The organism is Conexibacter arvalis (assembly GCF_014199525.1).
Lineage (GTDB): Bacteria > Actinomycetota > Thermoleophilia > Solirubrobacterales > Solirubrobacteraceae > Conexibacter > Conexibacter arvalis.
Genome location: NZ_JACHNU010000001.1, coordinates 1,238,979 through 1,262,662, shown reverse-complemented (window position 1 = coordinate 1,262,662; position 23,684 = coordinate 1,238,979). Strand labels below are relative to the sequence as shown.

The following is a 23,684-nucleotide window of genomic DNA, read 5'->3' as shown; positions in this document are numbered from 1 at the left end:
GGCTCGGATTCGGTCGGGAGAACTCGCCAGAGGCTCCTTCTCCCCAGCGCTCAAGGCGCCGAATCCTTCGCCTAGCGGCTCGGATTCGGTCGGGAGAACTCGCCAGAGGCTCCTTCTCCCCAGCGCTCAAGGCGCCGAATCCTTCGCCCAGCGGCTCGGATTCGGTCCGGAGAACTCGCCAGAGGCTCCTTCTCCCCAGCGCTCAGGCGCCTTCGGCGCCGCCGCGGGACGCCGCGCGCTCGGCGGCCTTCGCCTTGGCGCGGTCGCGCGCGCCGAGGGTCCGGCGCAGGCCGAAGAAGTAGTCGGCGCCCGAGGCGACCGTGACGGCGACCGTCGCGTAGACGAGCAGGTCGACCCACAGCGCGCTGCCGGCGAGGATCAGCGCCATCACCATCGCGATCTGGAAGCAGGTCTTCAGCTTCCCGAAGAAGCTGGCCGAGATCACGACGCCCTGCGAGGTCGCCGCCATCCGCAGCGCGGTGACCGCGAACTCGCGCGCGATCACGACCATCGCGACCCACGCGGCGACCCGCCCGAGCGAGACCAGCGAGACCAGCGCCGCGATCACCAGCAGCTTGTCGGCGATCGGGTCCATCAGCTTCCCGAACGTCGTGATCGCGTTGCGCGAGCGGGCGAGGTAGCCGTCGAGCATGTCGGTCAGCGACGCGACGGCGAAGACGGCCGCCGCCAGCAGGTCCCCGTTGGGCGTCTCCCCCAGCAGCGCCACGACCAGCACCGGCACCAGCAGGATGCGAAGCAGCGTCAGGACGTTGGGGACGTTGACCGGGAACACGGGGCCACGGAGCGTACCGCGCACGTGTACTAGCCTCGAAGGTGATGGATCACGCAACCACTTCCCCGCCGGCGCTCGAGCTGCGGAGGCTCACGAAGCGCTACGACGACGGGTTCCTGGCCTTGGAGGGCTTCGACCTGACCGTGCCGGCCGGCGAGTTCTTCGGGCTGCTCGGCCCCAACGGCGCCGGCAAGACGACCCTCATCAGCGCCGTCTGCAACCTGATCCGCACGACCGACGGCGAGATCCGCATCTTCGGCCACGACCACCGCGTCCCCGGCGCGCGCCGCCTGATCGGCCTCGCCGAGCAGGACATCAACCTCGACCGCTTCCTGAACGTCGAGGAGACGCTGCTCTACCACGGCGGCTATTACGGCATGGAGCGCGCCCACGCGAAGCGGCGGGCGAAGGAGATGATGGAGATCTTCGACCTCAGCTCGAAGGCCCAGACGCGCGCGCCGATGCTGTCGGGCGGCATGCGCCGGCGGCTGCTGATCGCCCGCGCCCTGATGCACGAGCCGCCGCTGCTGATCCTCGACGAGCCGACCGCGGGCGTCGACTTCGAGCTGCGGCTCGACCTGTGGCAGTACATCCGCCGCCTCCACGGCGAGGGGACGACCGTCCTGCTGACGACGCACTACCTCGAAGAGGCCGAGGAGCTGTGCAACGAGATCGCGCTGATCCGCGGCGGCAGGCTGCTCGCGCGCGACTCGGCCGACGGGCTGCGCGCCCACTACGGCGTCGGCACGCTCGCCGACGTGTACGTCAAGGCGATGGCCGAGTCCGGCGGCCGGAGGCCTTGGACTCGGTCGGAAGACCTCGCCCAGGGGGCTCGTTCTTCCCGCGACGGAGCGACGGCGTGAGCGTCGTCGAGCAGCAGAGCCCGGCTCTCCCAGAGCCGGCGGAGGCGCGCGGCCTGCGCGACCGCCACCGCGGCCTGATCGCGCTGACCGGCCGCGAGGTCGCGCGCGTGATGAAGCTGTGGCAGCAGACGATCGCCGCGCCGGTCATCTCCTCGTTCCTCTTCATCCTCGTCTTCGGCCTGTCGCTCGGCAGCCGCATCAGCGGGATCGCGGGGGTCGACTACGACGTCTTCATCGTCCCCGGCCTCGTGACGATGGCGATGGTGCAGGCCGCGTACTCGAACAACTCCTCGTCGGTCTTCCAGGCGCGCTTCGACCGCTACATCAACGACGTGCTCGCCTCGCCGATGAAGAGCTGGGAGGTCAACCTCGGCCTGTCGCTCGGCGGCGCGGTACGGGCGCTGATCATCGCGCTCGTGCTCGTGCTGCTGGCGCTGCCGATCGTCGACGTGCCCGTCCACGACCCGCTCGTGCTCGCGCTCGCCGTCGTGCTGGCGCTGACGATCTTCTCCTCGCTCGGCGTGATCGTCGGCGTCTACGCGCAGTCGTGGGACCACGCCAGCTTCGTGCAGAACATCGTGATCGTCCCGCTCTCGTTCCTCGGCGGCACCTTCTACTCGGTCGAGACGCTGCCGTCGCCGTGGCAGGAGATCTCCCACGTCAACCCGCTGTTCTTCGTCATCGACGCGATCCGCCACGGCTTCCTCGGCGTCAGCGACGTCAACGTCTGGCTGTCGCTCGGCGTGATGGCCGTGCTCGCGGCCGTGATGATCGCCTGGAGCAGCTGGCTGTTCGCGACCGGCAAGAAGTTGAAGGCGTAGGCGAGCAGGGCAGGATCGGGGCGTGCGCGCGATGGTGCTCGACGCCCCGGACCGGCCGCTGCGAGCGGCCGAGCTGCCCGATCCGGAGCCCGGTCCGGGCGAGCTGCTGCTGCGCGTGCGGGCCTGCGGCGTCTGCCGCACCGACCTGCACCTGCGCGACGGCGAGCTGGCGGCCGGGCGCAGCCCGCTCGTGCTCGGCCACCAGATCGTCGGCGAGGTGATCGGCGGCGACGTCGAGGCCGGCGCGCGGGCCGCGGTCGGCGCGCGCGTCGGCGTGCCGTGGCTGGGCTGGACCTGCGGCCTCTGCGCCTACTGCACCAGCGGCCGCGAGAACCTCTGCGCCAGGGCGCAGTTCACCGGCTGCGACCGCGACGGCGGGTACGCCGAGCTGACCGCCGCCGACGCCCGCTTCTGCTTCCCGCTGCCCGATCGCGGCGGCGGCGCGGGCGCGGCGGGCGGCGCGGGCGCGGCGGCCGGTCGCGAGGCCGCGGCCGCGGCGGGCGGCCGGCAGGCCGCGACCGATCCAGTCTCCGACGAGCAGCTCGCGCCGCTGCTGTGCGCGGGCCTGATCGGCTACCGCGCGCTGCGGATGGCCGGCGACGCGGCGCGCCTCGGCATCTACGGCTTCGGCGCCGCCGCCCACCTGATCTGCCAGGTCGCCGTCCACGAGGGCCGCGACGTCTTCGCCTTCACGCGCGAGGGCGACGCCGCCGGTCAGCGTTTCGCGCGCGAGCTCGGCGCCGTCTGGGCAGGCGCGAGCGCCGAGCGCCCGCCGGAGCCGCTCGACGCGGCGCTGATCTTCGCGCCGGTCGGCGCGCTCGTGCCGATCGCGCTGCGCAACGTCGTGCGCGGCGGGAGCGTGATCTGCGCCGGGATCCACATGAGCGACATCCCCTCGTTCCCGTACCTCGACCTGTGGGGCGAGCGGACGATCAGATCGGTCGCCAACCTGACGCGCGCCGACGGCGAGGAGTTCCTCGCGCTCGCGCCCGCGGTGCCGCTGCGCACCGAGATCACGACCTACCCGCTCGACGCCGCAGAGCGGGCGCTCGCCGACCTGCGCACCGGCGCCTTCGAGGGCGCCGCCGTGCTGCGCGTCGCCTGAGCGGCTGTCGCCGCCGCCGATCTGCCAGAGTGGAAGACAGCAGCACCGCCGTTCCCACCACGCCGCGCCACCAAGGAGGTCCGACCCGCACATGCCCCTCGTCCCGATGGTCATCGAGCGCACCGCGCGCGGCGAGCGCGAGTTCGACATCTACAGCCGCCTGCTCAACGAGCGGATCATCTTCCTCGGGCAGCCGGTCGACGACCAGATCGCGAACCTGATCGTGGCCCAGCTCCTCCATCTCGAGTCGAGCGACCCCGACAAGGACATCTCGATCTACATCAACTCGCCGGGCGGCTCGATCTACGCCGGCCTCGCGATCTACGACACGATGCAGTTCATCAAGCCCGACGTGCAGACGATCTGCGTCGGGATCGCGATGTCGATGGGCTCGCTGCTGCTGATGGGCGGCGCGAGAGGCAAGCGCATGTCGCTGCCCAACAGCCGGATCCTGATCCACCAGCCCTCCGCCGGCTTCGAGGGCCAGTCGACCGACATCGAGATCCACGCCAACGAGATCCTCAAGACGCGCAAGCGGATCGACGAGATCTACGCCTACCACACCGGGCAGAGCGAGGAGAGAGTCCACGCAGACATGGAGCGCGACCGCTTCTTCAAGCCCGAGCAGGCCGTCGAGTACGGCCTGATCGACCGCGTGATCGACAAGCACTGAGCGGCCCGCTGCGGCCGAGCGTCCGCGGGGCCTGGCCGCGGCCCCGCTCGCCGCGCGGCCTCACCCGGCCGGGACCTCCCGGTCGACCGCTTCGACGTGGGTCACCGGCAGACCGAGGCCTCTCGCCTTGCTGACCAGGTCGAGGTGGAGCCAGCGCGATATCCGCCGCGGCAGCGTCGAGATCACGATCTCGTCGTAGCGGTCGCGGTTGACGGCGTCGGCGATCGCCATCAGCGGCTCGGCGTCGCCGACGTTGCCGGTGACCGGCGTGCCGGCCGCCTTGGAGAGCCCCGGCAGCGCCTCGTCGAGAACATGCTGCGCCGTGCCCGCGTCTCCCTCCTGCGGGTCGACGACCCGGTGCAGCCCGTGCGGATGGGCCGGGACGACGAGGTGGAAGGTCGCCGGGCCGCGGGCGGCGCGGGCGCGCACCGCCTCGCGCAGCCCCTCGGTCGAGGCGGTGCGATTGGCGACGAGCAGGATGCGAGCGGGCTCCGTCATGGCGGGCACCTCCGATGCGGGCGGCCGCGGGGACGCGGATCACTCCCAGTCTGCCCGCGAGCGGCGCGCAGGCAACGGCCGCGGTCGCCTCAGCGCTCCAAGGGCACGCCGGCTCGCTCGAGCGTGCCGACGCCGCCTCTCACGACGTGGACGACCTCGCGCACGCCGAGCCGCGCGAGCAGGCTCGCCGCGACGCCGCTGCGCTGCCCGCTCGCGCAGATCGCCGCGACGGGACGGCGCGGGTCGATCGCCTCCGGCAGCTCCCTCAGCTCGTGATACGGCGCGTGCAGCGAGCCGGGGAGGCGCCCCGCCTCCCACTCGCTCCGCTCGCGCACGTCGAGCACCTGCAGCTCCGGGTCGCTCGCGCGGCGCTCCGGCAGCCGCTCGGCCGCCACCCGCTCGATCCGCGCGACCGGCATCCCGTCGGCGCGCCAGGTCGTCATCCCGCCCGCGAGCCGGCCGTCGAAGCGACGCACGCCGACCGCCAGCGCGAGCGCGGCGGCGTGCTCGGCGTCGTCGTCGTCGCGGCCGACGAGCACCAGCGGCTGGTCGGGCGCGAGCACCCACGCGAGCTTGGTGCCGAAGCCGGCATGCTGGATCGGGATCGAGACCGCGCCGGGGATGTGGGCGTCGTCGAACTGGACGTCGGTGCGCACGTCGACGACGAGCGCGCCGGCGCCGGCGCGGCGCTCGACCTCGTGCGGCTCCAGCGGCGGAAGCTCGGCCCCGCCGGCGAGCAGCGGCCCGTTGTTGAGCGCGACGATCGCCTCGAAGTTCGGCGGCTGCGGACCGAGCCCGGCGACGGCCTGCTCGACCCACCGCTCCTCGTCGCGCTCCTGCAGCCGGGCGTTGTGGCGGCGCTCGTAGCCGATCGTCGAGGCGACCTTGAGGTCCATCCCCGGGCCGCCGCACATCGAGCCGCCAAGGTGGCCGGGCCACACCTCCGTCATGTCCGGCAGCGTCAGCAGCCGTTCGTGCAGGGAGCGGAAGATCCCGCGGGCGCCGTCGCGCTTCTCGATCGCGAGGTCGGGCCGCGCGACGTCGCCGACGAACAGGCTGTCGCCGGTCAGCACCGCCCACGGCTCGTCGGCGCGACCGACGTCGTGGAGCGTGAAGGCGGTGTGCTCGGGCCGGTGGCCGGGGGTGTGGAGCGCCCGCACGCGCAGCTCCCCGAGCTCCAGCTCCCAGCCGTCGTCGAACGGCACGTGCTCGAAGCGCGCCTGCGCGAGGCGGTGGATGTGGATCGTCGCGCCGGTCGCGGCGGCGAGCCGGCCGTGGCCGGAGACGTGATCGGCGTGGGTGTGCGTCTCCAGCACGTGGGCGATGCGGACGCCGAGGAAGCGCGCGAGCGACAGGTACTCGCCGACGTCGTAGCGCGGGTCGACGACGGCGGCAACGCCGGCGCCCGCGTCGCCCACGAGGTACGAGGCGCAGCCGAGGTCGTCGTGGATCACCTGGCGCAGCAGCATGCGCGTCACGCCACCCGCTCCTCTCCGCTGTAGACGTTGACCCGACCGCCGCGCGCGAAGCCGCACAGCGTGAGGCCCCGGTCGCGGGCGAGCGCGACCGCGAGCGAGGTCGGCGCGCCGACGCCGACGAGCACCGGCGCACCGGCCAGCACCGCCTTCTGCACCAGCTCGAACGAGAGCCGCCCGCTGACGCACAGCAGCGCGTCGCGCAGCGGCAGCTCGCCGCGCTCCAGCGCCCAGCCGACGACCTTGTCGAAGGCGTTGTGGCGGCCGACGTCCTCTCTCACGCAGCGCGGCCCGCCGTCGCGGTCGAAGAGGCCGGTCGCGTGCAGGCCGCCGGTGCGGGCGAACTCCGGCTGGACGAGGCGCTCGGGCAGGGTGGCGAGCAGCGCCCGCGGCAGCGGCGGCAGGTCGGCGTCGAGCGGCAGCGGCGGCGCGTCGACGGCGACCTGGTCGATCGCGCCCTTGCCGCAGACGCCGCACGAGGAGGTCGTGTAGAAGCTGCGCGCGCCCGGGTCGCGCAGCAGCGGCCCCGCGACCTCGACGACGTTGGCGGCGAGGTCGCCGCTCGGCCCGATCGGCGGCCAGCGGTCGATCAGCCCCTCGCCGTGCAGGAAGCCGGCGGCGAGCCGCTCGTCGTCGCCGGGCGTCCGCATCGTCACCGCCAGCGGACGGCCGTCGACCCGGATCTCGAGCGGCTCCTCGACCGCGACGTAGTCGCGGACGCCGTCGCGCTCGATCGCCGCGTGCATTCCGCGCACCTTCACGTCTTCGGCGCTTCCCGCCATGCGACGATCGTACGCGGCCGCTCGGCAAGGCGCCCGATGCGCGCTACGGTGTGGCGTGCATGCGCCGCACCGGAGGTCTGCGGAGGAGGCTTCTCGCGGGGATCGGCACGATGACGGTCCTCTTCCTCGCCGTGCTCGTCGTGATGCTCGTCGCGATACGCGAGCTGCGCGGCACCGACGAGCGGGCGGCGCAGACCGCGAGGGTCGTCGTCGCGACGAGCAGAGTCCAGGGCGCGCTGCAGGCGCTGGAGCCGGTGCTGCGCGACTACGTGCGCGACCCGAGCCTGCGCAACCGCGCGGTGCTGACCCGGCTGGTCGCGACGCTCGACCGCCGGCTGACGCTCGCCGAAGAGACGATCGACAGCCACCCCGAGCCGGGCACCGCCGCGATCCGGCGCGAGCTGGTCGACGCGCAGCGCTACGTCCACGGGACCGCCCGCCCGATCCTGGCGCTGGCGCCGTCGAACCTGCCGACCGTCGGCGAGCTCGCGGTCAGAGAGGAGGCGGCCGAGCGGACCGGCGTCCGTCTCAGCCAGCTCGTCGACGGTCAGCGCGACACGCTGCTGCCGCGGCGCGAGAGGACCGGCCGCCTCGCGGAGCTGGCCGAGTACGTCGGCGTCGTCGGCATCGTCGCGACGATCCTGCTCGTCGTCGGCTGCCTGCTGTACATGCGGCGCGCCGTGCTGGGGCCGCTCGGCCGCGTCGCAGACACGGCGCGCGCGATCGCCGCCGGCGACCTCAACGCGCGCGTCGGCGCCGAGCACGGCGGCACCGGCGAGGTCGCCGAGCTGGCGCAGACCTTCGACCAGATGGGAGCGTCGCTGCAGGAGAGCCGCAGCCGCCTCGAGCGGCAGAACGCCGAGCTGGAGAACCGCGGCGCCGAGCTGGTCGACGCGGTCCGCTCCGCGCGGGAGGGCGCCAGCGTCCTGCGCGCGGTGCTCGACGCGACGCCGGACGCGATCGCGCTGCTCGACTCCAACGGCGTCCCGATCGTCGACAACCCGCCGATGCGAGCCGTCCGCAAGGCGTTCGGGCCGCGCGCCACCGCGATCGACCAGCACGGCACGCTGCTGCCGCTCGACCTCGGTCACGAGGCCGGCGAATCCCGCGACGAGATCACGCTGCTGGGCACGCGCCGCGCCTTCGCGCGCTACGCCGCTCCGGTCCACGACAGCCACGGGCGGCTGATCGGCCGGCTGCTCGTCCTGCGCGAGGTGACCGGCGAGCGCGAGGCCGAGCGCGTCAAGGAGGAGTTCTTCGCGCTCGTCTCGCATGAGCTGCGGACGCCGCTGACGGCGATCCTTGGGTACGTCGAGCTGGTGCTCGGCGAGCACGCGCGCGAGGACGCCGCCGACGAGGAGCAGATCCGCCATCTCCAGATCGTCGAGCGCAACGCCCATCGCCTCCTGCGGCTCGTCGGCGACCTGCTGTTCGCCGCGCAGGTCGAGTCGGGCTCGCTGCTGCTCGACCCCGGCATCGTCGACCTCCCCCAGATCACGCGCGAGGCGGTCGAGGGCGCGCGGCCGCGCGCCGAGGACGCCGGCATCCTGCTGAGCGCCAAGATCGAGCCCGTCGAGCCGTGCGTCGGCGACCGCGACCGGATCGCGCAGGTGTTCGACAACCTGATCTCGAACGCGCTCAAGTTCACGCCCTCCGACGGCCACGTCGAGGTGCGGCTCAGCAGCGACGGCGGCCAGGCGCGCATCGAAGTCTCCGACACCGGCGTCGGCGTCCCGGCCGAGGAGCAGGCGCGCCTCTTCGACCGCTTCTTCCGCGCCTCCAACGCGACCGCCAGAGCGGTGCCCGGCGTCGGCCTGGGGCTGATGATCGTGCGCGCGATCGTCGCGGCCCACGGCGGCGAGATCGCCGTCTCCAGCGAGGTCGGCGTCGGCACCACCTTCACCGTGCGCCTGCCGCTGACCACCTCGCGTCGCCCGGACGGCAGGGTCCTCGCGCCGGTCGCCTACCGCGACCGCCCGCCCGAGGACGGCGACTACTCGGCCGACGGCTGAGCGGCCTGGCCGCTGCGCCGCTCCGGCGGTCGGTAGCGGTAGCCGAAGCCGCGCACCGTCTCGATCGGCGACGGCGCGGCGGCGTCCCAGCCGAGCTTGCGGCGCAGGTAGCCGACGTACAGCTTCACCTGGTCGCCGCCGAAGCCCTCGCTGTCGCCCCACACCAGCTCCAGCAGGCGGTCGCGGCCGAGCGTCTCGTTGGGATGGCGCACGAACGCCGACAGCAGCTTGAACTCGAGCGGGGTCAGCTGGACCGGGCGCCCGCCGACCTGCACCTCTCGGCTGACGTAGTCGACCGTCACGGCGGCGTCTCTGTAGGCGGGACGGACCTCCGGGGGGCCCGAGGTGCGGCGCAGCAGCGCCTCGACGCGCGCGAGCAGCTCCTGGCGGCCGAACGGCTTGGTGACGTAGTCGTCGGCGCCGCTCTTGAGCCCGCGAACCTTGTCGAGCTCGCCGGCGCGCGCCGTCAGCATCAGCACCGGGACCTCGCACAGGTCGCGGATCCGCTCCAGCGTCTGCCAGCCGTCGAGCTCGGGCATCGTCACGTCGAGCACGACGAGGTCGGGCGCGTCGGCCTGGACGAGCGCGAGCGCCTCGATCCCGTTGCCGGCCTCGGCGACCGAGTGCCCGGCCCGCTCGAGCAGGACCCGCACCAGCCGGCGGACGTCCTCCTCGTCCTCGACGACGAGCACATCAGCCATGGCTCACCTCCATGTCCATACCGGATTCATGCACGCCCGCCACGCGATCACCGGATGATCCTTCAATGGCTCGGGTCCTGATCGCCGAACCGTCCGCCGACGTGCGGGCGCTGCTGGAGCGCTCGATCGTCCGGCTGGGCCACGAGCCGGTCGTCCACGACCGGCACACCGCCGCGGCTGCGGAGAACGCGGACGTGCTGCTGCTCGAGCCGGCCTTCAACGGCGGGCTCGAGCTGGCGCGGACGCTGCGCGCCGAGCATCCCGAGCTGCCGATCGTGATCTGCAGCATCTTCCCGCCGAGCCCGCAGCTGCAGGGGCTCGAGCCGGTCGCGCACGTGCTGAAGCCGTTCCAGCGCGACGCGCTGGAGCACGCGCTCACCGCGGCGGTCGAAGCCGCGCCCTGCTGACGACCCCGTCGCAACCCCGTCAGGCCGCCGGCGGCGGGCTCGGAGGCGTCTGATCCGACGGGGCTCTCGCGCGGTCCGGGTTTCTGCCCGGTGTCTTGACCGCGTCGGCCGCCGCTCTCGCCTTGTCCTTGAAGCTCCCTCTCCGGGTCGCCGCGTCCTTCACCTCCTGCAGGTCCTCCTTCAGCGCGTCGATGCCGCCGCGTCTGTCGATCGCCTGCTTGGCCTTCTCGGCGATGCGGTTGAACTTCACCGGTCCTCCTCGTCTCTGGTCCGCTCACTGGTCGCAGTGACGGACTACCCGTTCACCGGTCGGCTCAGGCCAGATGCATGGCGAGCCGCCGGCGCCAAGTCGGGCAGAGGGCGTCGCGGGTGGCGGCGGGCGCTCTGCGCGGGCGTGGCGTCAGCATCAGCTGCTCCATGCGGCTCCTCTCGTCGCGAGCGAGCCTACTGAAGCCGGAGGGACCGCCCCACCGGTCCGCGTGCGACCTCCGTGCACGCGGACCGGTCGTCCCGGGGCGTTGCCGGCAGCGTATCCCGAGCGGCGGTGTGAATTCAGGATGGGTCGGCGGCGGCGCCGGCGTCGCGGCGGGTCGCCTCGGCCGAGGTCACCGGGATGCGGGCGCGCACGAGCGTCCCCTGGCCGGGACGGGCGGCGATCTCCAGCAGCCCGTCGAGCGCCTCGACCCGCTCGGTCGCCGAGGCGAGCCCGATGTGGCCGGCCAGCGGCGCGTCCCGCAGGCGCTCGGGGTCGAGCCCGACGCCGTCGTCGGCGACCTCCAGCACCAGCTCCGCCGGCGTCCGCCGCACCCGCACGGTCAGCGATCTCGCGCGCGCGTGCTCGGCGACGTTGAGGATCAGCTCGCGCGCCAGCGAGAACAGCAGCTGGTCGTGCATGCCGGTGGCGTCCGGCTCGACCACGACCCGCCAGCCGAAGCCGGCCCGCCTGCCGGCGTGCTCGGCGACCGCGTCGAGCGCCGCCGCGAGGCCGGCGTGGTCGAGCGCGGCCGGGTGGAGGTCGAAGATCGCGTCGCGCAGCTGGCCGATCGTGCGGTCGAGCCCCTGCTGGACGAAGCCGAGGTCGCCGCCGGCCGCCAGCTCGTGACGCGCGGCGAGCAGGTTCTGGACCGCCTCGTCGTGGAGCGCTCCGGCGAGCCGGCTGCGCTCGCGGTCCTCGGCGTCGAGCGCCTGCGCGACGAGCCTGCCGCGGCTGGCGGCGAGCCGCTCGACCTCGTCGGCGCGACGGGCGAGCAGGCGCGACAGCAGCACCGCGACGATCCCCATCCACACGAGGTACAGCCCCTGCGTCAGCTCGAAGTCGGCGGCGTCCTCGGTCGGGTAGAGCAGCGCGATCGCGACGTAGCCGACGACGATCCCCAGCGACGCCCACGCCGTCAGCGGCGGCCGCAGCAGCAGCGCCGCGCCGATCGGCAGCAGGAAGAAGGCGTAGCGGAGCTGCGAGAAGGGGCCGCCGGAGGTGTAGGTCAGCGCCCAGATGAAGGCGAGGTCGAAGGTCGCCAGCAGCTGCGGCGGGAGCTGCCGCGCCCGCGGCGCGAACGCGACGACGCACGCGATCAGCGCATAGACCGTCGCCGCGATCATCAGCGGGACGAACGGGTCGCTGCGCGGGCTCGGATGCGCGACCAGCCGCTCGCCGAGGAAGATCGCCGGCAGCGCCGCCAGGCGGATCAGCGCCCACACCCGCACCGCCTCGCGGCGGTGGGCGCGCGGCAGCGGCGCGCCGGTCACCGCGTCCCCCTGGGCGAGCGAGCCGCCGGGCGGGCCCGCCCGGCGGAAGGCAGGGCCGCAGACCGCCGCGCTCCGCTCATTCCAGCAGGCCGCGGCGCATCGCCTCCGCGACGGCCGCCGCGCGGTCGGAGACGCCGAGCTTCTCGTAGAGGCTCTGCAGATGCCCCTTGACGGTCGCCGGGCTGAGGTGGATCAGCCGCGCGATCTCCGGCGCGCCGCGCCCGGCCGCGACGTGCGCGAGCACCTCGCGCTCGCGCGGGGTCAGCAGCGGCCGCTCGTCGCTCTGGCGCGAGCGAACCTCGGCGGCGATCCCGGCCTGCGCCTCCGGCGAGAGCACGGTCTCGCCGCGCGCGACCGCGGCGATCGCGTCGCCGATCACCCGCCGGTCGGCCTCCTTGGAGAGGTAGCCGGCGGCGCCGGCGCCGACCGCCTGGAAGACGATCGCGCTGTCGAGGTACGCGCTCAGCAGCAGAGCGCGCGTCTCCAGCTCGTCGCGTCTGATCGCGGCGACGACCTGGAGGCCGTCGAGCTCGGGCATCTTCACGTCGATCACGGCGACGTCCGGGCGCAGGTCGCGGATCGCCTCCAGCGCCGCCCGCCCGTCGGCCGCTTCGGCGACCAGCTCGAACTCGGGCCGCTCGCGGATCGTCCGCACGATCGCCTCGCGGAAGAGCGGGTGGTCGTCGGCGACGAGCACGCGCACGCGGGGAGGGGAAGCGCTCACACGTGCGTTTGTATCAGCCGGGCGGCAGGGCGCTCTGGTTCAGCAGCGTCCGCGTCGCCTCGGCCGCCGACTGCGGGCGCCCGAGCAGGTGGCCCTGCACGTGCGTGCAGCCGAGCTCCGACAGCGCCGACAGCTGCTCCGGGGTCTCGACGCCCTCGGCCGTGACGAGCAGCCCGAGCCCCTGCGCCAGCCCGACCATCGCGGTCACGATCGCGTCGGCGTCGGGGTCGGCGCCGAGGCCGGCGACGAACTCGCGGTCGATCTTGATGATCCCGATCGGCAGCCGGCGCAGGCGCGCGAAGCTCGAGTAGCCGGTGCCGAAGTCGTCGAGCGCGATCGCCGCGCCCAGGTCGCTCAGCGCCGACAGCGACCGCGCAGCCTGCTCGTCGTGCTCGATCAGCGCCGTCTCGGTGATCTCGATCACGAGGTACTCGGGATCGAGCCCCGCGTCGGCGACGATCCGCTCGACGCGCGCCGGCAGCGCCGCGTCGGCGAGCTGGCGGCTGGAGATGTTGACGGCGACCGCGACCGGCGCGCCGAGATCCGCCCAGCGCCGTCCCTGCGCGGCGGCCGCGGCGAGCGCCCAGTCGCCCAGCTCGATGATCAGGCCGGTCTCCTCGGCAGCCGGGATGAAGCGGCTCGGCGGCACGCGGCCGAGCTGCGGGTTGTCCCAGCGCATCAACGCCTCGAACGCGACGATCCCGCCGTCGACGAGGTCGAGCACCGGCTGGTAGGCGAGGTGCATCTCCTCGCGCGCGAGCGCCCGCCGCAACGCGCCGTGGAGCTGCAGCTGAGCGGTCGCGCGGCGGCGCAGCTCCGAGCTGTACAGCCGCGTCGGGACGCCGGTCCGCTTGGCGTCGTACAGCGCGCTGTCGGCGCGGCGGATCGCGTCGGCGGCGACGCTGCCGGCGCGGGCGAGCGCGACGCCCAGGGTCGCGGAGACGACGTGCTCGCTGCCGTCCGGATGGACGAGCGGCGCGACGAGCGCCGCATGGAGGCGGTCGGCGAGCCTGCGCGCGCCGCCGGCGTCGACGCCGTCGGCGACGATCACGAACTCGTCGCCGCCGAAGCGCGCGACGGTGTCGCCCGGGCGGACCGTCGTCGACAGCCGCTGCGCGACCTGGCGCAGGACCCAGTCGCCCATCTCATGGCCCATCGAGTCGTTGAACAGCGTGAAGTCGTCGACGTCGAGGCAGACGACCGCGACCTCGCTGCCGGTGCGCAGCGAGCGGGCGAGCGTGTGGATGAGCCGATCGAGCAGCAGCGCGCGGTTGGGCAGGTCGGTGAGCTGGTCGCGGGTCGCGAGCCGCCGCAGCTCGGCGTGGGCGCGATGGCGCTCGATCGCGAGTGCGGCGAGCCGGCTCGCCTGACGGACGAGCAGCAGCTCGGCGTTGCTGGGCGCTCGCGGCGATCTGCAGTAGAACGCGAAGGTGCCGAGCACCGCGCCGCCGGCGTCGAGCACCGGGACCGACCAGCAGGCGCCGAGGCCGTGGACGCGCGCGAGGTCGCGGAAGGCGCGCCAGCGGTCGTCGCGCTCGATGTCGACGACGATCACCTCTCTGCCGTGGTGGGCGGCGCTGCCGCAGGAGCCGACGTCGGGGCCGACCCGCGCGCCGTCGACCGCCTCGACGTACTCCCTCGGGAGGTTCGGCGCCGCGCCGTGGTGGAGCGTGCGCCGCTCGGCGTCGAACAGCAGCAGCGAGCCGAGCAGGCCGTCGCTCTGGCGCTCGACCGCGAGCACGAGCTCGGACAGCACCTGCGACAGCGGCGCCTCGTGCACCATCAGCTCGTGGACGTCGCTGTGCGCCCGCAGCATCTGCGGCGTCCCGTCGTGCAGCGGCTCGCCCGCGCTCCCGCGATCGATCGTGGCGTCCCCCACACACAGATGATCGGCCATCCCACGCGGGAGGCGCAGCTCCGGGGCCTCGTTCTGGCGCGTTCGCGTGCCGTCACGTCGGCGCGCCGACGGCCTCACCCTCCGATCGGCGGGGGTGCGATCGAAGGGGGCGAACCCGTCGCAGCTCGCGACGCTCGACCCGTGCTCGCCGCTCGCGCGGTGTCGCATAGTGATTGCACGCCGGTGGGGCAACGCGTCGGGGCCTGACGCGCCACCGGCGCCTCCAAGGCCACGCGGCGCGCCGGCCCCATCTCTGACTCCCGGCGCGCCGCGCGGGCCGTTTGCTCAGAAGACAGGAGCCGGTACCCCACGATGCGCAGTCCGTCCACGTTCGGCCGCGACCCGGGCCTCCAAGCCCGGATGATCCTCACGATGTTCCTGCTCGGCGCGGTCTACGTCGTGCTGATGGCGGCCGTCGCCGCCTCAGGGCTCGGGATCGCATCGGCGATCGCGATCGCGGGCGGACTCTTCTTCGTTCAGCTGGTCGCCTCCGACAAGCTGGCGCTGCGCGCGATGCACGCGAAGGTCGTCTCCCCGCAGGAGGCGCCGCAGCTGCACGCGATGGTCGAGCGGCTCTGCGTCCAGGCCGATCTGCCGAAGCCGAAGATCGCGATCGCCCAGACGAGCGTGCCGAACGCCTTCGCGATCGGCCGCTCGCAGAAGACGGCGACCGTCTGCGCGACGACGGGGATCATCGACCTGCTGGAGCCGCACGAGCTGGAGGGCGTGATGGCCCACGAGCTCGCGCACGTCCAGCATCGCGACGTGATGATCATGACGATCGCCTCGTTCTTCGCGAGCATCGCCGCCTTCATCATGCAGTGGGGCTTCTTCTTCGGCGGCAACAACCGCGAGAGCCCGGGCATCCTGCCCCTGATCGCGGTCTCCTTCGCGGTCTACGCCGTCTCGTTCCTGCTGATGCAGATGCTGTCGCGCTACCGCGAGTTCGCCGCGGACCGCGGCGCGGCGATCATCACCGGCCGTCCGAGCGCGCTCGCCTCGGCGCTGATGAAGATCAGCGGCTCGATGAGCCGCGTCCCGCAGCGCGACCTGCGCGCGGCCAGCGAGATGAACGCCTTCTTCATCCTGCCCGCGTCCCCGCGCAAGGCGATCGCCGGCCTGTTCGCGACCCATCCCCCGCTGGAGAAGCGGATCGCGGCGCTGGCGAGACTCGAGGCGCAGCTGCAGGGCAGCGACCTCCCGCCCGCGCGCGGCTACCGCGAGCTGACGCGGCCGTAGCGGACCGGCCGGGCCGACGCGCCCGGGCCGAGCGGCCGCCTGGTCGGCCGACCTCTCGCCGGCCGGGCCGGCGGCCGGCCCCCGAAACGACACGCGGCGCGAGCGTCCTCGGGACGCTCGCGCCGCGTTCGTGACGGGCGGTGCCGGGTTCAGGCGTCGAGGATGAGCGCGAGGCGGCGCTCCAGCGCGCCGCCGAGGACCTGGCGGACCGGGCCCTCCTCGAAGCGCTCGACCAGCTCGGCGAGGAAGCCCTCGATCACGAGCCGCTTCGCGACGTCCTCCTTGAGGCCGCGCGAGCGCAGGTAGAACAGCTGGTCGGCGTCGATCTGGGCGATCGCGGCCGCGTGGGTGCAGCGGACGTCGTTGGCCTGGATCTCGAGGCCCGGGATCGCGTCGGCGTGCGCTCTCTTGGACAGCAGCAGGTTGCGGCTCTCCTGGAAGGCGTCGGTCTGCTGCGCGCCGGGGTCGACGATGATGTTGCCGCGCCAGACGGCCTCCGAGCGGCCCTGCAGCACGCCGCGGAAGGCGAGGTCGGAGGTCGTGTGCGGAGCGGCATGCTCCTGCGTCGTGTCGTAGTCGATGTGCTGGCGCTTGTGGCTGGCGTAGGCGCCGGTCACTCTGCCGTCGGCGCCCTGGCCGGCGAGCTTGGTCTCGGTGCGGACCTTGCCGCGCGCCGAGCCGAAGCCGAGCGAGACCCAGTCGAGCGCCCCGTCGCGGCCGACCTCGGCGCGCTGGGAGCCGAAGATCCAGCTCTTCTCCGACAGGTTCTGGCCGTTGACGAAGCGCAGGTTGGCGTTGTCGCCGACGACCAGCTCGACGACGGTGTTGAAGAGACCGTCGCGGTCGGCGCCGGCCGACAGGTACTGCTCCCACACCTCGGCCTGGGCGCCCTCCTCGACCACGATCAGCGAGCGCCAGTTGAGCGCCGTCTTGTCGCTGTCCTGGACGACGGTGACGAGCACCGGGCGCTCCAGCGCGACGCCGCGCCCGACGTGGACGAACAGCCCGCCGGCGAAGCCGGCCTCGTTGCGCGCGACGAAGGCGTCCTCGCCGGCGACGATCGTGCCGAGGTGCTGCTCGACCAGCTGCGGATGGGTGGCGGCCGCCTGCTCGAGCGAGCTGACGACGACGCCCTCCGGCAGCTCGCCGGTGACCTCGACGGTCGCCGCGTCGACCTGCGTGACGACGATCGGCTGCTCCAGGCCGACGAACAGCGCGTCGGCTCCGGCGACGGCGCCGGCCGCGCCGGCGGAGGCCGGCGCGTAGGCGCCGAGGTCGAGCGCGGAGATGTCGGTGAACTCCCACCCCGGTCTGCCCTTGTAGGTGGGAAGGTCGAGCCGCTCGGTCAGGCCGGCGGCGCGCGCACGGCGCTCCGCCAGCCAGCTCGGCTGCTCGATCGTCGCACTAGCCAATGGAACCCTCCATCTGCAGCTCGATCAGGCGGTTCATCTCGACCGCGTACTCCATCGGCAGCTCCTTCGTGATCGGCTCGATGAAGCCGTTCACGATCAGCTTCGACGCCTCTTCCTCGTCGATCCCGTGCGACTGCAGGTAGAAGACCTGCTCCTCGCCGATCTTCGAGACGGTCGCCTCGTGTCCGACGTCGACGTCGTCCTCGCCGATGCGGATCGTCGGATAGGTGTCCGAGCGCGACTGCTCGTCGAGCAGCAGCGCGTCGCAGACGACCTTCGACTTGGCGCCGTGGGCGCCCTTCGCGACCTCCAGCAGACCGCGGTAGGAGCCGCGCCCGCCGTCCTTGGAGATCGACTTGGCGAAGATGTTCGACGTCGTGTTCGGCGCGACGTGGACGATCTTGCCGCCGGCGTCCTGGTGCTGGCCGGCGCCGGCGAAGGCGATCGAGAGGATCTCGCCGTGCGCCCGCTCGCCCATCAGGTAGACGGACGGGTACTTCATCGTCAGCTTCGAGCCGAGGTTGCAGTCGACCCACTCGACGGTCGCGTCCTCGTGCGCGATCGCGCGCTTGGTGACGAGGTTGAAGACGTTCTGCGACCAGTTCTGGACGGTCGTGTAGCGGATCCGCGCCCCTCTGAGCGCGATCAGCTCGACGACGGCCGAGTGCAGCGAGTCCGACGAGTAGGTCGGCGCGGTGCAGCCCTCGACGTAGTGAACGTAGGAGCCCTCGTCGGCGATGATCAGCGTCCGCTCGAACTGGCCCATGTTCTCCGTGTTGATGCGGAAGTAGGCCTGCAGCGGCATCTCGACGTGGACGCCCGGCGGGACGTAGACGAACGAGCCGCCCGACCAGACCGCGGAGTTGAGCGCGGCGAGCTTGTTGTCGTTGGCCGGGATGACCGTGGCGAAGTATCTCTTCACCAGCTCCTCGTGCTCGCGCAGGCCCGAGTCCATGTCGACGAAGATCACGCCCTGCTTCTCGAGGTCCTCGCGCACCTGGTGGTACACGACCTCGGACTCGTACTGGGCGCCGACGCCGGCGAGGAATCTGCGCTCCGCCTCCGGGATGCCGAGGCGGTCGAAGGTCTTCTTGACGTCCTCGGGCACGTCGTCCCACGAGCGCTCGGCCCGCTCGGAGGCGCGCACGAAGTAGTGGATGTTGTCGAAGTCGACCTCGTCGAGCATCGGCGAGGCCGGCGGCGACCATCTCGGCATGCCGTGGGCGAAGAAGTGCTCGAGCGACTTGAGCCGGAACTCGCGCATCCACGCGGGCTCGGACTTGAACTCGGAGATCTTCTCGACGATCTCGCGGTTGATGCCCTTGGGCGCCTTGTACAGGTAGTTCTCGGCATCGCGGAAGCCGAAGCGCTCGGTGTAGTCGGCGTTGATGCCCTTGAGCGCCTCCTGCTCGGCGATGACTTCAGGAGTGGCCATGTCAGTCAACCTCCAGCTTGATCACGTTGTCGTCGATGACCACGGGGAACGTGTCCACCGGGACATATGCCGGCAGCGTGAGCGGCGCTCCGGTCTTCAGGTCGAAGAGAGACCCGTGGCGGGGGCATTCGATCGTGCACTCCTGCTCGTCGAGCAGGCCCTCGACGAGCGGCCCGTCGTCGTGCGAGCAGCGGTCCTCGATCGCGTAGATCGTTCCGGCGCAGTTGAAGACGCCGATCTCGAGGTCGTCCAGCTCGACGAGCTTCATCGCTCCGGGGGGCAGCTCGGCGAGTGGACAGACGGTGATCGTTTCCGGCACGGGGGAGATAAGTCCTAGTCAGATGATCGGATTTGCCCGTCCGATTGTAGCGGGGACCCCGCCGAGACCCCGCGGCCCGCGCGCGCGGGCCCGGCGGCTCCAGGCGGCCAGGCGGCCTCGTCCTCGGCCGAACGCCGCCGCTCGGGGCTCGGCTCGCTAGGCGGCCTCGTCGTCGGCGTCCGGCCAGGCGGCCGCGCCGCCGAGCGCCGCGCTCTTGAGCACCTTGAGCGACAGCAGCGCGCACTTCATCCGCGTCGCGGAGATGTCGATGCCGAGCAGGTCGAGCACGAACGACTTGTCGAGCGCCAGCAGTTCGTCGACCGGCATCCCGATGACCTCGTCGGAGCTCATCGAGGCGGCAGCCTGCGAGATCGCGCAGCCGTGGCCGGAGAAGCGGATCTGCTCGACCCTGTTGTCGCCGTCAACGGCGATCTGGACGCGCAGCGTGTCGCCGCAGAGCGGGTTGGCGTCCTCGAACTCGAGATCGGGAGAGGCCAGCTCCGCCTCCGGCGGCGACCAGTTGTGGGGCCGCTTGTAATGCTCGAGGATGTACTCGCGATAGAGGTCGTCCATCAGACCTGAAGCGTAGCGGGGCTGCCGCGAGGCGCCGGTCGCGAGTGTCGACGCGGACGTCGCACTCTATGCACTTTACTTCTGTAGAAAGAGCGTCTAGTATGACGCTCGTCTGGTCGAGGCGGCGCTCACGCGCCCCGCAATCGGCCCGACCTGCCGCCATCCACCTGCTCGCGGGGACGCGGGCTTGCACGCGGCGAACCGACGGGGGGTGTCGCGACCACACCCCCCGTCGCCTTTTCGGGGCTGCTCCGCGCCGGCCGGCGAACCGGCGCGGAGCGCCTCACACGAAGCTCTACAGCCCGAAGATGCGGCGGACGCCGTGGAGGCCGTCGATCAGCGCGTCGACGTCGGCGCGCGTCGTGTGTGCGCCGAAGCTCGCGCGCGTCGTCGCGGGCACGCCGAGGCGGCGCATCAGCGGCTGGGCGCAGTGGTGTCCGGCGCGGACGCAGATCTGGTCGCGCCCAAGGATGTCGGCGACGTCGTGCGGGTGGGCGCCCTCGAGCGCGAACGAGACGAGCGCGCCGCGGTGCTCGGCGGCGGGGCCGTAGATCGTCAGGCCGGGGACCTCGGCGAGCCGCTCCATCGCGTAGCGGGTGATCTCGGCCTCGTGGGCGTGGACCGCCTCGCGGCCGAGGCCGTCGAGCCACTCGACGGCGGCCCCAAGGCCGGTCGCCTCGACGTACGGGGAGGTGCCGGCCTCGAACTTCCACGGCAGCTCCTTCCACGTCGAGCCGTCGAAGTCGACCTGCGAGATCATGTCGCCGCCGGTCAGGAACGGCTCCATCGCCTCCAGCAGCTCGCGGCGGCCGTGCAGCACGCCGACGCCGGTCGGACCGTAGACCTTGTGGCCGGTGAAGCCATAGAAGTCGGCGCCGATCGCCGCGACGTCGACCGGCCGCTGCGGGACGGCCTGGGCGCCGTCGACCAGCACGACCGCGCCGGCCGCGTGGGCGCGGCGGACGATCTCCTCGACCGGGTTGACGGTGCCGAGCACGTTGGAGATGTGCGCGACGGCGACCAGCTTCGGCTCCAGCGCCAGCAGCCGGTCGAGCGAGTCGAGGTCGAGCCGGCCGTCCGCGGTCAGTTCGACGTAGGCCAGTCTCGCGCCCCGCTCCTTCGCGAGCTGCTGCCACGGCACGATGTTGGCGTGGTGCTCCATCGGCGTGAGCACGATCGTGTCGCCGGCGCCGACGTTGGCCCGGCCCCACGAGTAGGCGACGAGGTTGATCGCCTCGGTCACGTTCTTCGTGAAGATCGTCTCCGGCGAACGCGCGCCGACGAAGCGCGCGATCGTCGCGCGGGCGCCCTCGAAGCGGTCGGTCGCCTCCTGCGCGAGCGTGTAGACGCCGCGATGGATGTTGGCGTTGTGGAGCCGGAACGACTGCTCGATCGTCTCGATCACCGCCGCCGGCTTCTGCGCGGTGGCGCCGGAGTCGAGGTAGACGATCCGCTTCCCGTCGACGTCGCGCTGGAGGATCGGGAACTGCGCCGCCACCGCGGCGGCGTCGAAGCTGGTGGCGGCGCTTGCGGTCATGGCTCTCGCGAGGTCAGGCGGCGGCGCCTGCCTCGACCTCCTCCTTGATCCAGCCGTAGCCCTTCTCCTCGAGCACGGCGACCAGCTCCGGGCCGCCCTCCTTGACGATCTTGCCCTGGTACATGACGTGCACGTGGCTGGGCTGGACGAGGTGGAGGATCCGCTGGTAGTGGGTGATGATCAGGACGCCCATGTGGTCACCAGCGACGGCGTTGACGCCGTTGGAGACGGTCCGCAGCGCGTCGATGTCGAGGCCCGAGTCGGTCTCGTCGAGGATCGCCATGTCCGGTCTCTGGAGCGCGAGCTGGAGGATCTCCATCCGCTTCTTCTCGCCGCCGGAGAAGCCCTCGTTGAGGTACCGCGTCGAGAACTGTCTCGGCACCTCGGTCAGTCTCATCGCCGCTTCAACGGTCTGGCGGAACTCCTTCAGCGAGATCGGCTCCTCGCCGCGAGCCTCGCGATGGGCGTTGACGACGGTGCGCAGGTACTTCGTCACCGTCACGCCGGGGACGGCGACCGGGTACTGGAAGGCCATGAAGAGGCCGGCGCGGGCGCGCTCGTCGGTCTCCGCCTCCGTGATGTCCTCGCCCTTGAAGATGATCTGGCCCTCGGTCACCTCGAGGTTGGGGTGGCCCATGATCACGTTCGCCAGGGTCGACTTGCCGGACCCGTTCGGGCCCATCAGGGCGTGGATCTCGCCCTTGCCGATCGAGAGGTCGAGACCCTTGAGGATCTCCTTCTCGCCGACACGGACGTGGAGGTTGCGGATTTCGAGCTCGGCCATGGTCTCCGGGGTTTCTGGGTTGGGGGACGCGGCGGTCACGCCGCGGGCGTGGCGGGTGCGGCAGGTGCGGCGACCTGGAGCGGAGCTCCCGGGGAAGCGGCCGCCTGCGGACGCGGGGTGCCCTCGCGACGCGAGAACTCGACCAGCTCGGCGAGCGAGGTCGTCTGCAGCGAGCGGACGACGCCGCCCTGCACGCGCATCCACAGCAGCTTCGTCGCGCACGTGTGGTCGGGGCTTCTGTGCTCCAGGTGCGAGCACAGCACCCGCTCGGTCTGCTCGTTCACGAAGCACTCCATCGGCGCGATCGCGCCCTCGAGCGCGAGCACGACCTCGTCCATCGTGATCTCCTCGGCGGGACGCGCCAGCCAATAGCCGCCGTGCGCGCCGCGGGCGCTTCTGACCAGCTCGGCCTTCTTCAGCCGCGCGACCACCTGCTCGAGGTAGGCGAGCGGGAGGTTCTCCGCGGCCGCGATCGCCTTCAGGCTGACCGGCTGGCCCGGATCCTGCCGGCCCAGCTCGACCATCAGGCGCACGCCGTACTCCGCCTTGGAGGAGAAGATCATGGTCCAAATCCTACCAATGGGGTCGGTGTTCCTCGGACGACGGCCGACCGGCGGCTCGGGCATAGTCCCCCACGTGCCACACGCATCTGTTCCCGCGCTGGCCGGCGCAGACGAGATCGGCCGCATCGCCGAGCTGGCGCACGCGAGCGGCCGGCTCGGAATCGACACCGAGTTCATGTCGGAGGGCCGCTACCGCGCGCTGCTCTGCCTCGTCCAGGTCGCCGTGCCCGACCCCGACGCCCCCGACGGCGTCCGCATCGCGCTCTTCGACCCGTTCGAGCGGCTCGACTTCGCGCCGCTCGCGGCGGCGCTCGCCGACCCGGACGTCGAGATCGTCCTGCACGCCGCCCGCCAGGACGTCGCGATCCTGCGCCGCGCGTGGGGCACCGACGTCAGCAACGTCTTCGACACGCAGGTCGCCGCCGGCTTCGCCGGCTACGGCGCGCAGACGGGCTACGGCAACCTGCTCGGCGCCGCGCTCGGGCTGCGCGTCGGCAAGACCGCCAGCTACACGCGCTGGGACGCCCGCCCGCTGACCGAGGAGCAGCTCTCCTACGCTCGCGAGGACGTCGTCTACCTGCTGCAGCTGAGCGACAGGCTGCACGAGCAGCTGCGCGCCAGCGGCCGGCTCGAATGGGCGCGCGAGGAATGCCGCAGGCTCGACGACGCCACCGACGAGCGCGACCCCGAGACCGTCTACGAGCGGCTCCCGCGCTCCGGCCAGCTCGACCCGCGCTCGCGCGCGGTCGCGCGCGAGCTCGCCGCCTGGCGCGAGCGGACGGCTTCCTCAGAGGACAAGCCGGTCGGCACGATCCTGCCCGACCCGGCGCTGGTCGAGATCGCCAAGCGCAAGCCGTCGAGCCCGCGCGAGCTGGAGCAGATCCGCGGCCTGCACGGCGGCCACCTGCGCCGCCGCGGGCAGGCGATCGTCGACGCCGTCGCGCGCGGCAGGGAGGCCGAGCCGATCCCGCGCGAGGCGCGCAGGCCCGGCGGGGAGCAGGGCGACGCCCCGCTGATCGCGCTCGTCGAGGCGGTCATCCGCGCGCGGGCGATCGAAGCCGGCCTCGCCTACGAGCTGGTCGCCTCCCGCGCCGAGCTCGAGCAGATCGTGATCGCCGCCCGCCGCGGCGACCCCGAGCCCGACGTGCGCGCGCTCGGCGGCTGGCGGCGGGAGCTGGTCGGCGAGGAGGTCGCGGAGCTGCTCGCCGGCAGACGGGCGGTCACGATCGCCGGCGGGAAGCTGACGCTGACGCCGGTCTGAGGCCGCGCGCCGCAGGCCGCCGCTGCACGAACCGTTGCTCAGGTCGCGGCCGCCGGTGCCGATG

The 23,684-nt window shown here is 72.6% G+C and carries 24 protein-coding genes; 8 read left to right on the top strand and 16 right to left on the bottom strand.

What is annotated here, in order from left to right:
- Nucleotides 1–202 precede the first annotated feature (202 nt).
- Nucleotides 203–793, bottom strand: coding sequence for a CDP-diacylglycerol--glycerol-3-phosphate 3-phosphatidyltransferase (gene pgsA / locus BDZ31_RS05905; protein ID WP_183339914.1), 591 nt, complete (start codon nucleotides 791–793; stop codon nucleotides 203–205).
- A 44-nt stretch (nucleotides 794–837) separates the two neighbouring features.
- On the opposite strand from pgsA, the gene BDZ31_RS05900 reads away from it, so the two are divergent.
- From BDZ31_RS05900 to clpP, 4 genes are all read left to right on the top strand, one after another.
- Nucleotides 838–1,656, top strand: coding sequence for an ABC transporter ATP-binding protein (locus BDZ31_RS05900; RefSeq protein WP_246344438.1), 819 nt, complete (start codon nucleotides 838–840; stop codon nucleotides 1,654–1,656).
- Nucleotides 1,653–2,477, top strand: a complete 825-nt coding sequence (locus BDZ31_RS05895; protein WP_343075527.1) for an ABC transporter permease — start codon at nucleotides 1,653–1,655, stop codon at nucleotides 2,475–2,477. The genes BDZ31_RS05900 and BDZ31_RS05895 overlap by 4 nt, the downstream gene beginning before the upstream one ends.
- Before the next feature lie 22 nt (nucleotides 2,478–2,499).
- The gene (locus tag BDZ31_RS05890; protein ID WP_183339912.1) at nucleotides 2,500–3,582 is read left to right on the top strand and encodes an alcohol dehydrogenase catalytic domain-containing protein; all 1,083 of its coding nucleotides are present in this window, start codon (nucleotides 2,500–2,502) and stop codon (nucleotides 3,580–3,582) included.
- A 91-nt stretch (nucleotides 3,583–3,673) separates the two neighbouring features.
- A complete protein-coding gene (clpP, locus tag BDZ31_RS05885) occupies nucleotides 3,674–4,255 on the top strand; it encodes an ATP-dependent Clp endopeptidase proteolytic subunit ClpP (RefSeq protein WP_183339909.1) in 582 nt (193 codons plus the stop codon).
- Nucleotides 4,256–4,315: 60 nt separating this feature from the next.
- Here clpP and BDZ31_RS05880 read toward each other — a convergent pair whose 3' ends face one another.
- The 3 genes from BDZ31_RS05880 to fdhD form a co-directional block, all read right to left on the bottom strand.
- Nucleotides 4,316–4,753 (bottom strand): hypothetical protein, encoded by a 438-nt coding sequence (locus tag BDZ31_RS05880; RefSeq protein WP_183339908.1) that lies wholly within the window; start codon nucleotides 4,751–4,753, stop codon nucleotides 4,316–4,318.
- Between the two features lie 89 nt (nucleotides 4,754–4,842).
- On the bottom strand, nucleotides 4,843–6,222 hold the full coding sequence (locus BDZ31_RS05875; protein ID WP_183341023.1) for an MBL fold metallo-hydrolase: 1,380 nt from the start codon (nucleotides 6,220–6,222) through the stop codon (nucleotides 4,843–4,845).
- A gap of 5 nt (nucleotides 6,223–6,227) precedes the next feature.
- A complete protein-coding gene (gene fdhD, locus BDZ31_RS05870; protein WP_183341021.1) occupies nucleotides 6,228–6,974 on the bottom strand; it encodes a formate dehydrogenase accessory sulfurtransferase FdhD in 747 nt (248 codons plus the stop codon).
- A 146-nt stretch (nucleotides 6,975–7,120) separates the two neighbouring features.
- Between fdhD and BDZ31_RS05865 the strand changes: the two genes are divergently transcribed.
- Complete coding sequence (locus BDZ31_RS05865) at nucleotides 7,121–9,022, top strand: HAMP domain-containing sensor histidine kinase (RefSeq protein WP_183339906.1); 1,902 nt, start codon at nucleotides 7,121–7,123, stop codon at nucleotides 9,020–9,022.
- Here the strand turns inward: BDZ31_RS05865 and BDZ31_RS05860 are convergent.
- Nucleotides 9,004–9,723: a response regulator transcription factor gene (locus BDZ31_RS05860; RefSeq protein WP_183339904.1), complete on the bottom strand. Its 720-nt coding sequence runs from the start codon at nucleotides 9,721–9,723 to the stop codon at nucleotides 9,004–9,006. The genes BDZ31_RS05865 and BDZ31_RS05860 overlap by 19 nt on opposite strands.
- 65 nt (nucleotides 9,724–9,788) lie before the next feature.
- On the opposite strand from BDZ31_RS05860, the gene BDZ31_RS05855 reads away from it, so the two are divergent.
- Nucleotides 9,789–10,130 carry a DNA-binding transcriptional response regulator gene (locus BDZ31_RS05855; protein ID WP_183339902.1) on the top strand — a complete coding sequence of 114 codons (342 nt, stop codon included), beginning with the start codon at nucleotides 9,789–9,791 and terminating at the stop codon, nucleotides 10,128–10,130.
- A 19-nt stretch (nucleotides 10,131–10,149) separates the two neighbouring features.
- Here the strand turns inward: BDZ31_RS05855 and BDZ31_RS05850 are convergent, their stop codons facing one another.
- The 4 genes from BDZ31_RS05850 to BDZ31_RS05835 form a co-directional block, all read right to left on the bottom strand.
- A complete protein-coding gene (locus tag BDZ31_RS05850) occupies nucleotides 10,150–10,380 on the bottom strand; it encodes a hypothetical protein (protein ID WP_183339901.1) in 231 nt (76 codons plus the stop codon).
- Between the two features lie 302 nt (nucleotides 10,381–10,682).
- Nucleotides 10,683–11,876: a sensor histidine kinase gene (locus BDZ31_RS05845; RefSeq protein WP_183339899.1), complete on the bottom strand. Its 1,194-nt coding sequence runs from the start codon at nucleotides 11,874–11,876 to the stop codon at nucleotides 10,683–10,685.
- Nucleotides 11,877–11,952: 76 nt separating this feature from the next.
- Nucleotides 11,953–12,600 carry a response regulator gene (locus tag BDZ31_RS25840; RefSeq protein ID WP_425492717.1) on the bottom strand — a complete coding sequence of 216 codons (648 nt, stop codon included), beginning with the start codon at nucleotides 12,598–12,600 and terminating at the stop codon, nucleotides 11,953–11,955.
- Between the two features lie 13 nt (nucleotides 12,601–12,613).
- Nucleotides 12,614–14,479: an EAL domain-containing protein gene (locus tag BDZ31_RS05835; protein WP_183339897.1), complete on the bottom strand. Its 1,866-nt coding sequence runs from the start codon at nucleotides 14,477–14,479 to the stop codon at nucleotides 12,614–12,616.
- 330 nt (nucleotides 14,480–14,809) lie between these two features.
- Between BDZ31_RS05835 and htpX the strand changes: the two genes are divergently transcribed.
- The gene (gene htpX, locus BDZ31_RS05830) at nucleotides 14,810–15,736 is read left to right on the top strand and encodes a zinc metalloprotease HtpX (protein ID WP_183339895.1); all 927 of its coding nucleotides are present in this window, start codon (nucleotides 14,810–14,812) and stop codon (nucleotides 15,734–15,736) included.
- Nucleotides 15,737–15,885: 149 nt separating this feature from the next.
- Here the strand turns inward: htpX and sufD are convergent, their stop codons facing one another.
- The 7 genes from sufD to BDZ31_RS05795 all read right to left on the bottom strand — a co-directional run bounded on the left by sufD (nucleotide 15,886) and on the right by BDZ31_RS05795 (nucleotide 22,359).
- Nucleotides 15,886–17,148, bottom strand: coding sequence for a Fe-S cluster assembly protein SufD (gene sufD, locus BDZ31_RS05825; RefSeq protein WP_183339893.1), 1,263 nt, complete (start codon nucleotides 17,146–17,148; stop codon nucleotides 15,886–15,888).
- Entirely contained in the window at nucleotides 17,141–18,583 is a 1,443-nt protein-coding gene (gene sufB / locus BDZ31_RS05820) for a Fe-S cluster assembly protein SufB (RefSeq protein WP_221242820.1), read from the bottom strand. Before sufB ends, sufD begins: the two co-directional genes overlap by 8 nt.
- 1 nt (nucleotide 18,584) lies before the next feature.
- Nucleotides 18,585–18,902 (bottom strand): Rieske 2Fe-2S domain-containing protein, encoded by a 318-nt coding sequence (locus tag BDZ31_RS05815; RefSeq protein ID WP_183339891.1) that lies wholly within the window; start codon nucleotides 18,900–18,902, stop codon nucleotides 18,585–18,587.
- A 156-nt stretch (nucleotides 18,903–19,058) separates the two neighbouring features.
- A complete protein-coding gene (locus tag BDZ31_RS05810; RefSeq protein ID WP_183339889.1) occupies nucleotides 19,059–19,475 on the bottom strand; it encodes an iron-sulfur cluster assembly scaffold protein in 417 nt (138 codons plus the stop codon).
- 295 nt (nucleotides 19,476–19,770) lie between these two features.
- Nucleotides 19,771–21,012: a SufS family cysteine desulfurase gene (locus BDZ31_RS05805; protein WP_183339887.1), complete on the bottom strand. Its 1,242-nt coding sequence runs from the start codon at nucleotides 21,010–21,012 to the stop codon at nucleotides 19,771–19,773.
- A gap of 13 nt (nucleotides 21,013–21,025) precedes the next feature.
- A complete protein-coding gene (sufC, locus tag BDZ31_RS05800) occupies nucleotides 21,026–21,796 on the bottom strand; it encodes a Fe-S cluster assembly ATPase SufC (protein WP_183339884.1) in 771 nt (256 codons plus the stop codon).
- A 35-nt stretch (nucleotides 21,797–21,831) separates the two neighbouring features.
- On the bottom strand, nucleotides 21,832–22,359 hold the full coding sequence (locus tag BDZ31_RS05795; RefSeq protein WP_183339883.1) for an RrF2 family transcriptional regulator: 528 nt from the start codon (nucleotides 22,357–22,359) through the stop codon (nucleotides 21,832–21,834).
- A 73-nt stretch (nucleotides 22,360–22,432) separates the two neighbouring features.
- Between BDZ31_RS05795 and BDZ31_RS05790 the strand changes: the two genes are divergently transcribed.
- A complete protein-coding gene (locus tag BDZ31_RS05790; protein WP_183339881.1) occupies nucleotides 22,433–23,620 on the top strand; it encodes an HRDC domain-containing protein in 1,188 nt (395 codons plus the stop codon).
- The last annotated feature ends 64 nt before the right edge of the window (nucleotides 23,621–23,684 follow it).

Bases quoted from the DNA above. Each gene is read 5' to 3' on its own strand.
- BDZ31_RS05860 (WP_183339904.1), bottom strand. From the start codon at position 9,723: ATGGCTGATGTGCTCGTCGTCGAGGACGAGGAGGACGTCCGCCGGCTG.
- BDZ31_RS05880 (WP_183339908.1), bottom strand. From the start codon at position 4,753: ATGACGGAGCCCGCTCGCATCCTGCTCGTCGCCAATCGCACCGCCTCG.
- BDZ31_RS05875 (WP_183341023.1), bottom strand. From the start codon at position 6,222: ATGCTGCTGCGCCAGGTGATCCACGACGACCTCGGCTGCGCCTCGTAC.
- htpX (WP_183339895.1), top strand. From the start codon at position 14,810: ATGCGCAGTCCGTCCACGTTCGGCCGCGACCCGGGCCTCCAAGCCCGG.
- fdhD (WP_183341021.1), bottom strand. From the start codon at position 6,974: ATGCACGCGGCGATCGAGCGCGACGGCGTCCGCGACTACGTCGCGGTC.
- BDZ31_RS05810 (WP_183339889.1), bottom strand. From the start codon at position 19,475: ATGGACGACCTCTATCGCGAGTACATCCTCGAGCATTACAAGCGGCCC.
- BDZ31_RS05855 (WP_183339902.1), top strand. From the start codon at position 9,789: ATGGCTCGGGTCCTGATCGCCGAACCGTCCGCCGACGTGCGGGCGCTG.
- BDZ31_RS05900 (WP_246344438.1), top strand. From the start codon at position 838: ATGGATCACGCAACCACTTCCCCGCCGGCGCTCGAGCTGCGGAGGCTC.
- sufB (WP_221242820.1), bottom strand. From the start codon at position 18,583: ATGGCCACTCCTGAAGTCATCGCCGAGCAGGAGGCGCTCAAGGGCATC.
- sufC (WP_183339884.1), bottom strand. From the start codon at position 21,796: ATGGCCGAGCTCGAAATCCGCAACCTCCACGTCCGTGTCGGCGAGAAG.
- clpP (WP_183339909.1), top strand. From the start codon at position 3,674: ATGCCCCTCGTCCCGATGGTCATCGAGCGCACCGCGCGCGGCGAGCGC.
- BDZ31_RS05795 (WP_183339883.1), bottom strand. From the start codon at position 22,359: ATGATCTTCTCCTCCAAGGCGGAGTACGGCGTGCGCCTGATGGTCGAG.
- BDZ31_RS05805 (WP_183339887.1), bottom strand. From the start codon at position 21,012: ATGACCGCAAGCGCCGCCACCAGCTTCGACGCCGCCGCGGTGGCGGCG.
- BDZ31_RS05865 (WP_183339906.1), top strand. From the start codon at position 7,121: ATGACGGTCCTCTTCCTCGCCGTGCTCGTCGTGATGCTCGTCGCGATA.